At 40.4% G+C, this 15,192-nt stretch carries 12 protein-coding genes and 3 tRNA genes; 6 read left to right on the forward strand and 9 right to left on the reverse strand.

Going from position 1 to position 15,192, the window contains the following annotated elements; genetic code table 11:
* Position 1: 1 nt before the first annotated feature.
* From QL995_RS14865 to QL995_RS14890, 6 genes are all read left to right on the forward strand, one after another.
* Positions 2-1,609 (forward strand): ABC transporter substrate-binding protein, encoded by a 1,608-nt coding sequence (locus QL995_RS14865; RefSeq protein ID WP_010553755.1) that lies wholly within the window; start codon positions 2-4, stop codon positions 1,607-1,609.
* Positions 1,609-2,643, forward strand: a complete 1,035-nt coding sequence (locus QL995_RS14870) for an ABC transporter permease (RefSeq protein WP_007580956.1) — start codon at positions 1,609-1,611, stop codon at positions 2,641-2,643. The genes QL995_RS14865 and QL995_RS14870 overlap by 1 nt, the downstream gene beginning before the upstream one ends.
* Positions 2,630-3,523, forward strand: a complete 894-nt coding sequence (locus QL995_RS14875) for an ABC transporter permease subunit (RefSeq protein WP_007580954.1) — start codon at positions 2,630-2,632, stop codon at positions 3,521-3,523. The genes QL995_RS14870 and QL995_RS14875 overlap by 14 nt, the downstream gene beginning before the upstream one ends.
* A complete protein-coding gene (locus QL995_RS14880; RefSeq protein ID WP_007580952.1) occupies positions 3,524-4,516 on the forward strand; it encodes an oligopeptide/dipeptide ABC transporter ATP-binding protein in 993 nt (330 codons plus the stop codon). It abuts the gene before it with no gap.
* Positions 4,516-5,277, forward strand: a complete 762-nt coding sequence (locus QL995_RS14885; protein ID WP_010553756.1) for an ABC transporter ATP-binding protein — start codon at positions 4,516-4,518, stop codon at positions 5,275-5,277. Before QL995_RS14880 ends, QL995_RS14885 begins: the two co-directional genes overlap by 1 nt.
* Positions 5,278-5,362: 85 nt before the next feature.
* Positions 5,363-5,854, forward strand: coding sequence for a VOC family protein (locus tag QL995_RS14890; RefSeq protein ID WP_101217619.1), 492 nt, complete (start codon positions 5,363-5,365; stop codon positions 5,852-5,854).
* A 67-nt stretch (positions 5,855-5,921) separates the two neighbouring features.
* Here QL995_RS14890 and QL995_RS14895 read toward each other — a convergent pair whose 3' ends face one another.
* From QL995_RS14895 to QL995_RS14935, 9 genes are all read right to left on the reverse strand, one after another.
* Positions 5,922-7,823, reverse strand: a complete 1,902-nt coding sequence (locus QL995_RS14895; protein WP_290294484.1) for a SurA N-terminal domain-containing protein — start codon at positions 7,821-7,823, stop codon at positions 5,922-5,924.
* A gap of 171 nt (positions 7,824-7,994) precedes the next feature.
* Positions 7,995-8,285 carry an HU family DNA-binding protein gene (locus QL995_RS14900; protein WP_157823336.1) on the reverse strand — a complete coding sequence of 97 codons (291 nt, stop codon included), beginning with the start codon at positions 8,283-8,285 and terminating at the stop codon, positions 7,995-7,997.
* A gap of 183 nt (positions 8,286-8,468) precedes the next feature.
* Positions 8,469-10,838 carry an endopeptidase La gene (gene lon / locus QL995_RS14905; protein WP_024590979.1) on the reverse strand — a complete coding sequence of 790 codons (2,370 nt, stop codon included), beginning with the start codon at positions 10,836-10,838 and terminating at the stop codon, positions 8,469-8,471.
* 151 nt (positions 10,839-10,989) lie between these two features.
* Positions 10,990-12,273, reverse strand: coding sequence for an ATP-dependent protease ATP-binding subunit ClpX (gene clpX, locus QL995_RS14910; protein WP_002958344.1), 1,284 nt, complete (start codon positions 12,271-12,273; stop codon positions 10,990-10,992).
* Positions 12,274-12,408: 135 nt separating this feature from the next.
* Positions 12,409-13,026: an ATP-dependent Clp endopeptidase proteolytic subunit ClpP gene (clpP, locus tag QL995_RS14915; RefSeq protein WP_007580937.1), complete on the reverse strand. Its 618-nt coding sequence runs from the start codon at positions 13,024-13,026 to the stop codon at positions 12,409-12,411.
* A 164-nt stretch (positions 13,027-13,190) separates the two neighbouring features.
* Positions 13,191-14,495, reverse strand: a complete 1,305-nt coding sequence (gene tig / locus QL995_RS14920) for a trigger factor (protein ID WP_007580935.1) — start codon at positions 14,493-14,495, stop codon at positions 13,191-13,193.
* Positions 14,496-14,873: 378 nt separating this feature from the next.
* Positions 14,874-14,950: transfer RNA gene (locus QL995_RS14925), tRNA-Pro, on the reverse strand.
* Positions 14,951-15,020: 70 nt separating this feature from the next.
* Positions 15,021-15,097, reverse strand: a tRNA-Pro gene (locus tag QL995_RS14930).
* 14 nt (positions 15,098-15,111) lie between these two features.
* Positions 15,112-15,187 (reverse strand) — tRNA-His (locus tag QL995_RS14935).
* Positions 15,188-15,192 lie beyond the last annotated feature (5 nt).

Consider the following 15,192-nt stretch of genomic DNA (forward strand, 5'->3'; position numbering starts at 1 on the left):
GGTGCATAAATTATTACTTGTTTTGCTTGCCACCACTTTAGTTGGTTGCCTTGATAGCAAAGAAGAAATCATAGAAGAAAAAAACCAAGGCTTAGTTTATTGCGCTGAAGCTAACCCTGTGTCGTTTAATCCGCAAGTCACGACCACCGGTTCAACTATTGATATAATTGCTAACCAATTATACGACCGTTTAATTAGCATTGACCCTGTTACGGCAGAATTTCAAAGTGAGCTGGCGACCGATTGGAAAATTAGTAAAGATGGTAAATCGGTTACCTTTACCTTGCGTAAAGATGTAAAGTTTCATACAACTTCTTATTTTACCCCATCGCGGGATTTTAACGCCGACGACGTTATATTCACCTTTAGCCGATTATTCGATGTATACAATCCATATCACTTTGTGGGCGATGCCAATTACCCGTATTTTCAAAGTGTGGGGATTGATCAACTTATTCGTAAAATTGTGCGTGTGTCTGACTACCAAGTGCGTTTTGAATTGTTTAATCCTGAAAGCAGCTTTTTAGCTAATATGGCCACCGACTTTGCCGTGGTGCTTTCAGAAGAATACGCCATGGAACTTAAGAAAAAAAACGAAGAAAACTTATTTGATCAGTACCCTATTGGCACTGGTCCCTATATTTATAAAGAATACCGCCGAGATCACCTTGTACGCTTTTACCGTAACCCACTTTATTGGAAGCACGACGTTGCACTTGAACAATTGGTTTACGACATAACCCCTAACGGCACTACGCGTATAGCAAAAATGCTGACTAAAGAGTGCGATGTAACGGCTCATCCAAGTAGTGCGCAATTAAGTATTTTAGCGCAACGTGATGATATAAACGTTGAAAAAGAAACGAACTTAAACATAGGTTATTGGGCATTTAATACAGAACGTGCCCCGTTTGACGACTTACGCGTACGCCAAGCACTCGCACATGCAATAGATGTAGATAAAATAATGCAGGCGGTTTATTACGGTAACGGTACTCGCGCACAATCTATTTTGCCGCCAACCTCTTGGGCGTTTGAGCCACAAGAAGATATACCTACGTTTGACCCAGAACTTGCTAAAAAGTTACTAATTGAAGCTGGCTTACCTGATGGCTTTGATATGACGATATGGGCTATGCCTGTGAGTCGTATTTATAACCCTAACGCGCGAAAAATGGCTGAGCTTATGCAAAGTGATTTACGCAAAGTGGGCGTTAATGTAAGCATTGTAGAATATGAGTGGAACACGTTTATTCAACGTATTGGCGAGCATAGGCACGACAGTGTATTACTTGGTTGGGCCGCAGATACCCCCGATCCTGATAACTTTTTTAGCCCACTGCTGAGTTGTACCGCTACTTTTAGTGGTAAAAACCCAGCAAACTGGTGTAATCCCCAATTTGACTTATTGCTTACTCAAGCACTAGACACCACTGATTTAAACAAACGTAAAAAATACTACGAAGACGCACAAAGCTTAATTATTCAAGAGCTGCCGTTATTACCGATTGCTCATGGCCTGCGCTTTCAAGCGAGTAGCGCCGATGTGGAAGGCATAACACTTGGCCCGTTTGGCGCTATTTCGCTTGCCAATGCGAGGAAGAAATAATGATCTTAGATTATATTTTACGTCGCCTTGGTTTGTTCTTTTTTATGATACTGATGCTCAGCGTATTTACGTTTTCACTGGCGTATTTATTTCCCGGTGACCCGCTAAGTAATTTAAGTGGCATACCAAGTAGTAACTTTGCACAGCATAGTGAGCTTGAAGACAAATATTTATATAACAGCAATTACTTTATGCAATACATTGCCTTTTTAGGGCGAATATTTCAGGGTGATTGGGGGCTTTCGTTTGCCTCTGGTAATAGTGTGTTTAGCCATATTGTTGATTTGCTACCGGCTACTTTAGAGCTAAGCGTATACGCATTAATTGTATCGGTTGTTATTGGTGTACCAACTGGCATTTTAGGCTCTGGATATCATAAACGTTGGCCCGACAAGCTTATAAACTCTACCACTATGGTGGGTTATTCAATGCCTGTATTTTGGCTCGCATTGTTATTAATAATGGTTTTTTCATTAAAGCTTGGCTGGTTTCCTATGTCGGGCAGAATGGGGCTCCTTTACGAAATACCCGCCAGTACTGGATTTATTTTAATTGATATTGCACTGGCTGGCTTTCCATATAAAGGAATGGCCTTTGTTGATGCGCTGCGCCATTTAACACTTCCGACTATTGTACTGGCTATGTATCCAACCACTGTATTAGTGCGCTTTACTCGCGAGTCTATGCTTAAGGTAATGGATCAAAACTTTATTAAAACAGCTAGGGCAAAAGGCCTTAACCGCCGCCAACTTATCATGCACCATGCACTGCGTAATGCATTACTGCCGGTAATTAAGCAAATTGGTTTGCAATTTAGTACGCTAATAACGCTTGCGATGATTACCGAAGTTATTTTTTCGTGGCCGGGTATTGGCCGATGGTTAATCGATAGTATTTATCAGCGTGACTTTCCTGCAATTCAAGGCGGGTTAATGGCAGTGTCTTTATTTGTTATTTTAGCTTCTATTACAGCTGAGCTTACTTACACTTTATTCGATCCACTCTCGCGGAATCAGGCCCATGGCAAAGTTTAATTTATTTTCTGAAGAGTCGAATAAATCGCCACTGGCGCGATTTTGGCGAAAGTTTAAAAATAACCACCCTGCTTTGGTTGGTTTATGGATATTTATGGCGTTTGCACTATTAGCCGCCACCGCTCCTTTTTTAGCCCCGTATGGTGTAAACCAACAACACACTGATGCACTGCTTATTCCGCCATCGTGGCGAGAAATGGGCGATGTACGCTTTCTTTTAGGTACCGATGATTTAGGCCGTGATGTACTCTCGCGCTTAATGAATGGTGCTACGTATACGTTTGGCCTCTCTGTTGTAGCCGCCCTAATCACGACTATTTTTGGTGTGTTAGTGGGTACTTTTGCAGGGATTAGTAAAGGGCTGCGTTCAAGCTTTTTAAATCACTTGCTTGATATAACGCTTTCTATTCCTTCTTTGTTACTGGCAATAATAATAATCGCCATACTCGGCCCGGGTTTAATGAATACCGTATGGGCAATTATTTTAGCATTACTGCCGCAGTTTATTCACTCAGTGCGTAACCTGATTGTTGATGAATTAAGTAAAGATTACATTACTGCGTTTAGACTAGATGGTGCGTCTAATTGGCATATTATATCGCGTGGTATTTTTCCTAATATTTATGAGCATATTGTGGTTATATTCACGATGGCGCTTTCTACCGCTATATTAGATATTTCAGCACTGGGATTTTTAAAATTAGGGGCTCAGCCACCGACGACCGAATGGGGCGCAATATTAGCCGAAAACCTAGGCCTCATTTATTTAGCACCGTGGACTGTAGCGCTACCTGGTATACTGTTATTTTTAGCCGTGTTATCTACTAATTTAGTAGGCGATGGCCTGCGACAAGTGCTAAAAGCACGTAAGGCTGATTAAATGCAATTACTCGATGTTCGTAACTTAACAATTGAACTACGTACCTCTGAAACTGTAATTAGAGCCGTAGACAGAGTGAGTTTTAGCTTAAAAGAAGGCGAAGTACATGCGCTTGTAGGCGAGTCTGGCTCTGGTAAAAGCCTAATAGCAAAAGCGATTATTGGTGTATTGAACGAACGCTGGGACATTACTGCCGACCGTATTCATTGGCGCGGCGTAGACTTAATGCGTTTAAGTCCAGAGAAACGCCGTAAAATAGTAAGCCAAGATATAGCGATGATCTATCAAGATCCAAGTCGCTGCCTTGATCCAACCGCTAAAATATTTGACCAAATTGCCGAAACATTGCCAGAGATCGCAACTAAAGGTTTCTTTTTAAAGCGCAACCGCGAGAGAAAAGACAGAGTAAAAGCGCTTATTCATAAAGTGGGCATTAAAAACCACGAAGCAGTACTAAGTAGTTACCCTCATGAGCTCTCAGAAGGCGTATGTCAAAAAGTAATGATTGCGATGGCCATTGCCCGCACTCCAAAGCTATTGATAGCAGATGAGCCAACTACAGCACTTGAGAGCACAACTCGCGCACAAGTATTTAGACTACTAAAAAGCTTAAACCAACTTAAAAACATGTCTATTTTGATGATCTCTCATGAACTTGAAGAGATTGCACATTGGTCGCATGGCATTCATGTTTTATATTGCGGGCAAATGGTTGAAGCAGGCCCAACCCATGAAATATTTAAACAGCCTCGCCATCCATACACGCAAGCATTACTAAAAAGCTTGCCAGACTACGAACAAGGTTTAGCGCATAAAGAACCTTTTTATGCACTTAAAGGGACTATCCCTACTCTGCAACATTTGCCTATTGGCTGCCGCCTAGGGCCGCGTTGTCCGCAAGCACAAAAAGCCTGCGTGGTAACTCCCACCCTTACTAAGCATCATGGTCATAGTTATGCGTGCCATTTTCCGTTAATTAAGGACATGAAATAATGCAGCCGCTACTAAAAGTACAAGCACTATCTAAAACATTCAATGTGCGAGCTGGGCTTTTTTCACGTAAAAAGTTTGAAGTACTTAAAAATATTTCGTTTTGTGTCGGTAAAGGCGAAAGTATTGCCATAATTGGTGAAACAGGTGCAGGTAAAAGTACATTAGCAAAACTACTTTCTGGAGCTGATACTGCTGATAGCGGGCAAATTTTGCTCGAGAATAATATTATCGAAGATAATGGCGTACGCGATAATCAATGTCGCCATATTCGTATGATTTTTCAAGATTCAGCTGCATCGCTCAACCCGGGGTTAACCATTGGCGAAATGCTTGATGATTGCCTGCAATATAATACTGAACTTGATGCTAGTGAACGCACTGAAAAGATTGATGCAACGCTTTCAAAGGTGGGTTTGTTAATCGATCATAAACACTACTACCCGCATATGTTTAGTGTGGGGCAACTACAGCGTGTTGCGTTTGCTCGTGCATTAATTTTAGATCCTAAGGTGATTGTGCTTGATGAAGCCGTTTCGTCTTTAGACCCTTCTATACGCGCTCAAATAGTGAATTTATTACTTAAGCTGCAGCGCGACACAGGCCTTACGTATGTGATGATCACCCATCATTTAAGTCTAGTGCGCCACATCAGTGATTATGTGGTTGTACTCGATAAAGGCGAAGTGGTTGAATATGGCCCTACTGAAGACGTTTTCCAAAATCCCCAATCAAAAGTAACGCAGCGATTACTTAGCTGCTAAACGCAACCTAGCGTGTAATGTAATCTCCTTTATGAAGGTCTTTGTTAAATGCGCAATTTAACAACTAAAACCATAAAGAGGATCTATGCTAAAAAAAACATTACTAACAGGCATTTCATCGTTAGCGTTACTACTGCTATCAACAACCTCAATAGCTGACGAAAACTCTACCTCAAAAAGTTGGGTTGGTGGCGTTGATCATTTAGGTTTAACCGTATCAAACTTAAATGCATCCAAAGCATTTTTTACTGATGTACTTGGTTTTAAAACGCTAGGAAGTGATCCAACCTACCCCGCTTATTTTTTATCAAACAATAAAATAACCATTACATTATGGCGCGTAAAAAATGATGAAAAACGTGTGGAGTTTAATCGGGCAGAAAATGTGGGCTTACATCATTTAGCACTCAGTGTTGAAAGTATCAAAAAGTTAAGCGAGCTACATACACACTTAGAAATGCAAAATAATATTACTATAGAGTTTGCACCAGAAAACTTAGGTAACGGACCAACCCAACATATGATGATAAGAGAGCCTAGCGGCAATCGGATTGAGTTTATTGCCAGAGGTAATTAATACCAACTTTATTTAAGACAATAAAAAAGGCGCTTTAAAAGCGCCTTTCTTTATGAGCTAAAATTAATTATTCAACAGTTTGTGTAGCCGTTGGTAAGTTAAGTTCAGCATTTGCTTTAAGCGCTTCAATAAATACCATGTAGTTTTTATTAGCTTGCGCCATAGTAATGCTTTGCTTTGCTTGAGGGTCAATATTAGCTGCAACTTGTGCATCTGTTACCGACTTAAGCGCAACAATTGCTGCATCACCATTATTTAAATTAACAAGCTCAACTACCGCAGAACCTGCTGGGTGAGCCATTTTAAATGCTTGAGTCACAATAGCAGGTGAAACAGTGTAGCTTTGACGTGTTAACTGCGCTTCTTGACGAACCGTCAAGCTTTGCTCGTTTGCTACATCGTTTAAGCTCTTACCTGCTTGTACTTCTGCAAATAAGCTACGCGCTTTTTCTTTAGCAAGCTCAGATGATTTTTCATTAACTAAACGCGCTTTAATTTGCTCGCTTACTTCATCCAGCGCTTTAGTAGCAGCAGGTTTATGCTCGTTAATACGAACAATAATTGCATGCTCCTCACCAAGCTCAATAACTTCAGAGTTTACTTTATCTTCAAGTAAATCAACTGATGTTAGTGCTGTTACAACTGCAGGGCTGTTTAAAGGCTCTGGTAGAGCATTAAGTGCTAAAAGAGGTGTAGATTTAACTTCCACTTCAGCAACTTCTGCAGCGTCGTCTAAGCGGTCTGAAATTTCAAATGCAAGTGCGCCCATTTCTGTTTGCTTTTCGTAAAACGCATCTACTTTTTCAGCTTGTTCTAATTCAGCACGTAAGTCAGCTTTAACATCGTCATACGCTTTAACTTGTTGTGGTTGAATGTCTGTAAGTTTAATTATGTGATAACCAAACTCAGAAGCAACAACCTCAGAAATGTCACCTTTGTTTTGCAGTGCGAAAGTCGCGTCTTCAAATGCAGGGTCCATTACGTCACGTTCAATCCATTCAAGGTCGCCGCCCATTTCGCCACTAACGATATCGTCAGATGATGATTGCGCTAACTCAGCAAAGTCTGCACCTTGCTCTAGTTGTGCATGAAGTGCATTGGCTTTTTCTTTTGCTGCATCATCGTCTTCACTGTTATCAATTAAGATATGTGATACACGACGCTTTTCAGGTTCTATGTACTGCGCTTTGTTTTGCTCGTAATACGCTTTAACGTCATCCTCGGTTACCGATTCAACATTAATATCTGCTGCTTTAAGCTCAATATAACTTACTGAAATAAGCTCTGGAGATAAAAATTGTGATGCGTTTAGCTCGTAGTAATCAGACACTTCTTGCTCCGATACTTCTACGTCCGCGGCAAGCGCTTCTTTATTAATGACTAAGTAGTCAATACTACGAGTTTGCTGCTGCAGAGCAATTGCGCTTTTAAGCTCGCTCTCTAGGGCAAAGTCTGTACCTGCAACAGCAGATACTACCTGACTACGTGTCATATCTTTACGTAAGTATTCACGAAAAGCATCTGGTTGAAAGTTCATTTGACGAATTACTTGTAAGTAACGATCGTTATTAAACTTTTCACCAATTTGAAAGTACGGTAGTTCTAAAATTGTTTTACGTACACTTTCGTCGCTTACGCGAAGGCCTAAATCAGCCGCTAGCTGTGATTGCAATTCTTGTTGTACTAAGCGGTCAACTACACCTTGGCGAATTTGCGCCATGTAATTTGGATCAGCGGCAATTTGTGTAAAATATTCACCAAATTGTTGCTCTAAACGGCTACGTTCATTTTGGTAAGCACGGTTAAAATCGGTTTGACTAATTTTAATTCCATTTACTTCAGCAACGGGTTGTTCTGTGGTTTGACCTAAGTAACTACCGATCCCTGCTAAGGCAAAAGATAAAATCACCGCGCCTAAAATTATTTTGGCTACAGGTCCTTGCGAACCTTCTCTGATTTTCTCAAGCATTTGTTTATCTCTTTTTGATCAAGGTATTTTACCTTGTCACATGTAAAAAAAGCGTATCTTACCAGATACGCTTTTTCACTTGAAGTAACTGGCGGTAAAGTTACTTAATTCATCTGTTGTGGTGAATCAGTAACTTTACACTCGCCATAACTAATGTGTTTAAAACAGTGATTAGTTTACTGCGTCTTTAAGCGCTTTACCGGCTTTAAAAGCTGGAATAGTTGCAGCAGCAATTTGGATTGTTTCACCAGTTTGCGGGTTACGGCCTGAACGTGCAGCACGGTCACGTACTGAGAAAGTACCAAAACCAACAAGTGCAACTGAGTCGCCTTCTTTTAGCGCGCCAGATACAGATTCGATGAATGAATCTAGTGCACGACCTGCAGCCGCTTTAGAAATGTCAGCATCAGCTGCGATTTGATCGATTAATTGAGATTTATTCACAATATCATCCTCTTTCATTGTTATTATCAAGAGCGATGGTTTTTTAAACTAACATCACTTTTTTGAAAATTGTAGAGCAAACTTTTAATGCTCACATGATTATATTTTTCTTAAGCCTACGCCCCATAAGGGCTAGGCTTGAAAACCAGTGCTTAACTTATCATACCGTTTAGATTTGAAAAGCCCTAAAAAGCACTTTTTTTAGCTTTTTTCTTGGTTTTTAGGTGTTTCGACCGAAAAACTCTCAACAGGATGCACTAAAGCAAGCTTTAACACCTCGTCAATCCAAGTAACTGGGTGAATATCAAGACCTGCCAGCACATTCTCTGGAATCTCTTTTAAGTCACGTTCGTTAATTTTTGGAATGATTACTGTTTTAATTCCACCACGATGCGCCGCCAATAATTTCTCTTTTAAGCCACCAATAGGAAGTACTTCACCACGTAGCGTAATTTCACCGGTCATTGCAACATCTGCTCGTACAGGGTTACCCGTTAAGCTAGATACAAGACCTGTTACCATTGCTGCGCCCGCACTAGGACCATCTTTCGGTGTTGCGCCCTCAGGTACGTGAACGTGAATATCACGTTTTTCGTAAAAATCGCTATTAATACGAAATGTATCTGCGCGATTACGTACTACCGTCATTGCCGCTTGAATCGACTCTTGCATCACATCACCCAGTGAACCGGTATAAGTAAGTTTACCTTTACCTGGTACAGCCGCACATTCGATTGTTAGCAAATCACCGCCAACTTCTGTCCATGCTAAACCTGTAACTTGACCAATACGGTCGCCATCTTCAGCTTTACCATAATCAAAGCGTTGCACACCTAAAAAGTCTTCTAGGTTATCTTGATTGATAGTCACTGTTTTAGTGTCTTTTTCAAGTAAGATATTTTTAACTGCTTTACGGCATAGTTTTGAAATTTCGCGCTCTAGGTTACGTACGCCCGCTTCACGTGTGTAGTAACGAATAATGCCAATAATTGCACTATCTTCGATAACTATTTCAGACTCTTTTAAGCCGTTACGTTTTACTTGTTTAGTAATTAAGTGCTCTTTTGCAATGTTTAGCTTTTCATCTTCGGTGTAACCCGATAAACGAATAACTTCCATACGGTCCAATAATGGGCCAGGAATGTTAAAGCTGTTTGATGTTGCTACAAACATAACATCAGATAAATCGTAATCTACTTCAAGGTAATGATCGGCAAAGTGGCTGTTTTGCTCAGGATCAAGCACTTCTAATAGTGCTGATGCTGGGTCGCCACGCATGTCTGATGACATTTTATCGATTTCATCTAACAAAAATAATGGATTTTTAACGCCCACTTTTGTCATGTTTTGAATTAGCTTACCTGGCATTGAACCAATGTATGTACGACGATGACCACGGATCTCAGCTTCATCACGTACGCCGCCAAGCGCCATACGAACATACTTACGACCAGTTGAACGCGCTATAGATTGCCCAAGCGATGTTTTACCAACACCTGGTGGCCCAACTAAACATAAAATTGGCCCTTTAAGCTTATTAGTACGCTGTTGTACCGCGAGGTACTCAATAATGCGTTCTTTTACTTTATCTAAGCCGTGGTGATCGCTATCAAGAATTTTTTGCGCGCCCGCTAAGTCTTTTTTCACTTTAGAGCGTTTTTTCCATGGCACATTAATTAATGTGTCAATGTATGAACGCACTACAGTCGCTTCTGCAGACATTGGCGACATCATCTTAAGCTTATTAAGCTCTGTCGTCGCTTTGTCTTGTGCTTCTGTTGGCATACCCGATTCTTCGATGCGTTTTTTAAGTGCTTCAAATTCGTCAGGTACATCGTCAAGCTCACCCAGCTCTTTTTGAATAGCTTTCATTTGCTCATTGAGGTAATACTCGCGCTGAGACTTTTCCATCTGCTTTTTAACGCGGGTACGAATTTTCTTCTCAACTTGCAGTAAGTCTATTTCGCCTTCCATTAATGCCATTAAATATTCAAGACGTTCTGTAACGCTTGAAATTTCTAGCACTTTTTGCTTTTCAGGTACTTTAAGCGGCATATGGGCTGCCATTGTATCGGCAAGGCGTGCTGGCTCATCAATACCTGAAACTGAAGTTAGTACTTCAGGTGGAATTTTTTTGTTTAGCTTTACATAGCCTTCAAACTGGCTAATTGCGCTACGAATAAAAATATCTTGTTCTTTCTCATCTACTGAATCAGATTCAATAAATTGAGCATTAGCAACAAAAAAGTCATCGTTATCTACAAATTCTTCAATTTGTGCGCGCTGTGTACCTTCAACTAAAACTTTAACTGTACCGTCTGGTAATTTTAATAACTGAAGTACAGTGGCAATAGTACCGATACGATAAATATCATCTTGCTCTGGTTCATCTACAGTTGCATCTTTTTGTGCAACCAAGAAAATTTGTTTGTCTTTGTCCATTGCCGCTTCTAGGCATTTTATTGATTTTTCACGGCCAACAAAAAGCGGGATCACCATGTGCGGGTATACCACAACATCGCGCAGTGCAAGGACTGGGATTTCGACTCGGTCGGTTCTCTCAAGCGTCATTATAGTTTCTCTTCGCACTTCATTTATTTTAAAGATTACTCAAGTATATGGGGATAACCTAATTAAAGTTCAACAATTTTCCCATACTCGATTAAATTAATTATAAAAAAAGGAGCCTAAGGCTCCTTTTTTCATTCAAATAGCTTAAAAACTATTCTGATGCAGCTTTATCTTGTTTATTATTTTCATAAATCAAGATTGGGTCTGACTCACCTTTAATAACGGTTTCATCAATAACCACTTTGCTTACGTCATCCATTGAAGGAAGTTCGTACATAGTATCAAGTAACACACCTTCAACGATTGAACGAAGACCACGTGCACCTGTTTTACGCTCCATTGCTTTGTGGGCAATCGCAGCTAAGGCATCATCGCGAAACTCAAGTTCAACGTCTTCCATACCAAACAATACTGAGAACTGTTTAGTAATCGCGTTTTTAGGTTCACTCAATATTTGCACAAGAGCAGCTTCGTCAAGTTCTGTTAACGTAGCAACTACTGGCAAACGACCTATAAACTCAGGAATTAAGCCGTATTTAACTAAATCTTCTGGTTCTACGTCTTTAAATGTTTCACTTAAAGAACGACTCGCCGCAGATTCTTTTACGCTAACGCCAAAACCGATACCGGTATTTTTATGGCTACGTTGCTCAATTACTTTATCTAGGCCTGAAAATGCACCACCACAAATAAACAAGATTTTAGACGTATCTACTTGTAAAAACTCTTGTTGTGGATGTTTACGACCACCTTGCGGTGGAACAGAAGCAACGGTGCCTTCAATCAGTTTAAGTAGCGCCTGTTGAACGCCCTCACCCGATACATCACGTGTAATTGACGGGTTATCTGATTTACGAGAAATTTTGTCAATTTCATCAATGTAAACAATGCCACGTTGCGCTTTTTCAACATCGTAATCGCATTTTTGTAAAAGCTTTTGAATGATGTTTTCAACATCTTCACCTACATAACCTGCTTCGGTTAATGTAGTGGCATCGGCCATAGTAAACGGCACATCAAGTAGACGCGCTAATGTTTCTGCCAGTAATGTTTTACCACTACCTGTTGGGCCGATAAGCAAAATATTACTTTTACTTAATTCAATATCTTGCTTAGTCGATTGGTTACGTAGGCGTTTATAATGGTTATAAACGGCAACAGACAATACTTTTTTAGCATGATCTTGACCAATAACATAATCGTCTAAGTGTTTACGAATTTCTTTTGGTACAGGTAGTTTGTCAGACGTATCATGCTTAGGAGCAATGTCTTTGATCTCTTCCCTGATAATATCGTTACACAACTCTACACATTCATCACAAACGTATACTGAAGGGCCTGCAATTAATTTACGCACTTCATGTTGGCTTTTGCCACAAAAAGAGCAGTATAACAATTTATTACTTTTGTCGCCGTCTGTAGGAGTGTCAGACATTCAGCTACCTCATTTTATTACGTTGGCCACCAAAACTGTTGGCGGCTATTTCAATACGCTTTAACTATACCAAAATTTATTGGTTTTCGCATAGTAACTCAAAGTGGCAAACAGGCAATCCTGCTCGCCAAGCGCTTACTTTTTGTCGCGATTTGTAAACACAGAGTCTACCAAGCCGTAATCTACAGCTTGCGTGGCACTCATAAAGTTATCACGATCTGTGTCTTTAGAGATAATATCTAATGGTTGGCCTGTATGCTCAGCCATTAAGCGGTTAAGCTTATCTTTAATAGACAGAATTTCTTTAGCATGTATTTCAAAGTCAGATGCTTGACCTTGGAAACCACCTAATGGTTGGTGAATCATCACACGTGAGTTTGGTAGGCAAAAACGCTTACCTTTAGCGCCAGCAGTAAGTAAAAAAGCACCCATGCTTGCAGCTTGACCTACACATATTGTACTTACATCTGGTTTGATGAAGTTCATTGTGTCGTAAATAGCCATACCCGCAGTTACTGAACCACCTGGTGAGTTGATGTATAAAAAGATATCTTTATCAGGATTTTCTGATTCTAAAAATAGCATTTGCGCTAAAATCAGATTTGCCATGTTGTCTTCAACTTGACCTGTTAAAAAGATAATACGCTCTTTTAATAATCTCGAATAAATATCATACGAGCGCTCGCCTTTCGGTGTTTGTTCAACAACCATTGGGACCAATGCATTTAGGGGATCTGTAATACCAGTATTCATACTTATTTAATTCCTTATGCGCTTATACTTATCCTTATTATAAGGAAGCATAGTTATCGTTTTTCGCAAATTTAGAGCCAAAAACTAAAATGGCCCGGGCACGCTGTATAAACAGAGTAGCACGAGCCATTTAATCGTTAGCGAGAGCTTAAGTCAATGACTTATTAAGCACCTTGCTGTGGATTCATGATGTCATCAAATGCTTTTTCAACATCAGTAACAACTGCTTTAGCTAAAATAGCTTCAACAGCTTGCTCTTCCATTGCTACATTACGCATTTGCTGCATAAGTTGATCATTACCTTTGTAGTATTCTACTACTTCAGTTGGATCTTCGTATGCAGAAGCTACCGTTGCGATTAATGCTTCAACTTTAGCGTCATCAACTTTAATCTCGTTAGCTTTAATCACTTCACCTAATAAAAGGCCAGTTTTAACACGCGTTACAGCTTGCTCGTGGAACAATTCAGCTGGAAGCTCTGGCATGTTTTGAGCGTCGCCGCCAAAACGTTGAGCTGCTTGCTGACGTAGAGCATCAACTTCTTGATCAACAAGTGCTTTAGGCACTTCGATTTCGTTGTTAGCTAAAAGACCTTTGATTGCTTGGTCTTTAACGCTTGCTTTAACCGCTTGGTCTAGCTCACGTGTCATGTTCTTTTTAACTTCTTCTTTAAGCGCGTCTACGCCGCCTTCGGTAACACCGAATTTAGTTGCAAACTCTTCGCTTAATTCTGGTAATTCTTGCGCTTCAACTTTTTTCACTGTGATAGTGAATTGAGCCGCTTTACCTTTTAAGTTTTCAGCGTGGTAATCATCAGGGAAAGTTACATCAGCAACTACTTCTTCGCCTGCTTTTTTACCTACGATGTTATCTTCAAAACCTGGGATCATACGACCTTGGCCAAGTTCTAATGGGAAGTCTTCAGCTTTGCCGCCTTCAAATACTTCACCGTCGATAGTACCTACGAAATCAACTGTTACACGGTCGTTTTCGCCAGCAGCTGCATCAACATCAGCCCAAGCTGCGTGTTGCTTACGAAGTGTTTCTAGCATGTTAGCTAAATCTTCGTCAGTCACTGTTACCGCTGGTTTCTCAACAGTAATTTTATCTAAACCTTGAACTTCAACTTCAGGGTAAACTTCAAACGTTGCTGAGAATTCTAAATCTTTACCTGCTTCAAGTGATTTAGGTGCGAATGTAGGCGCGCCAGCTGGATTGATTTTTTCAGAAACGATTGCTTCAATGTAATTACGTTGCATTACTTCGCCAGCAACTTCTTGACGAACTGCAGGGCCAAAACGCTTGTTAATTACAGATACTGGAACTTTACCAGCACGGAAACCATCTATACGCTGTGTTTTTGACAGTTGTTGTAGGCGTTTTTTTACTTCGGTCTCAACGTTCTCTGAAGGAACGGTGATAGTTATACGGCGCTCAAGGCCTTGGGTCGTCTCAACAGAAACTTGCATGATTTACCTCAATATTCAATTTTGGCGACTGTTCGCCTTCCTTTACAAACAAAGTGATCTGCATGAGTCTTGATAAAGTTTAAGCGGTTTTTCACACTTAAAAGCATCCGTCGCTACCATGAGATACCATTGCTGCTTTGCCCTTCGGGCACTATGTTAAACAATAGACGCGGCATTATAACCTAATATTTATGATAGTCGAGTATAGGGGGCAATTATTTGGACTAGATAAGGGACTATAGAGACTAACTGAATAAAAAACAGGCTAACTAGGCATTGAATGGATTAAAGTAGAAATTATTTAATAGAATTATAGGCTAACAGATTTAGATTTATAACTTAGAGGAATTTATTTATTATTCTTATTAGATAAGAAAATGGTCGGCGATGCAGGATTTGAACCTGCGACCCCTTGGACCCAAACCAAGTGCGCTACCAAACTGCGCTAATCGCCGACATTGAAGAGTTAACTTCTTTTTTCATACTGAACACTTAAACTGAGAGTTTAAGACCATTTTAAGAAAATGGTCGGCGATGCAGGATTTGAACCTGCGACCCCTTGGACCCAAACCAAGTGCGCTACCAAACTGCGCTAATCGCCGATATTCGTTGTAAATGGGGTGACTGATGGGGCTCGAACCCACGACAACCGGAATCACAATCCGGGGCTCTACCAACTGAGCTACAATCACCGCTA

It is taken from the genome of Pseudoalteromonas sp. APC 3358, from assembly GCF_030408075.1.
GTDB classification, from domain to species: Bacteria; Pseudomonadota; Gammaproteobacteria; order Enterobacterales; family Alteromonadaceae; genus Pseudoalteromonas; species Pseudoalteromonas arctica.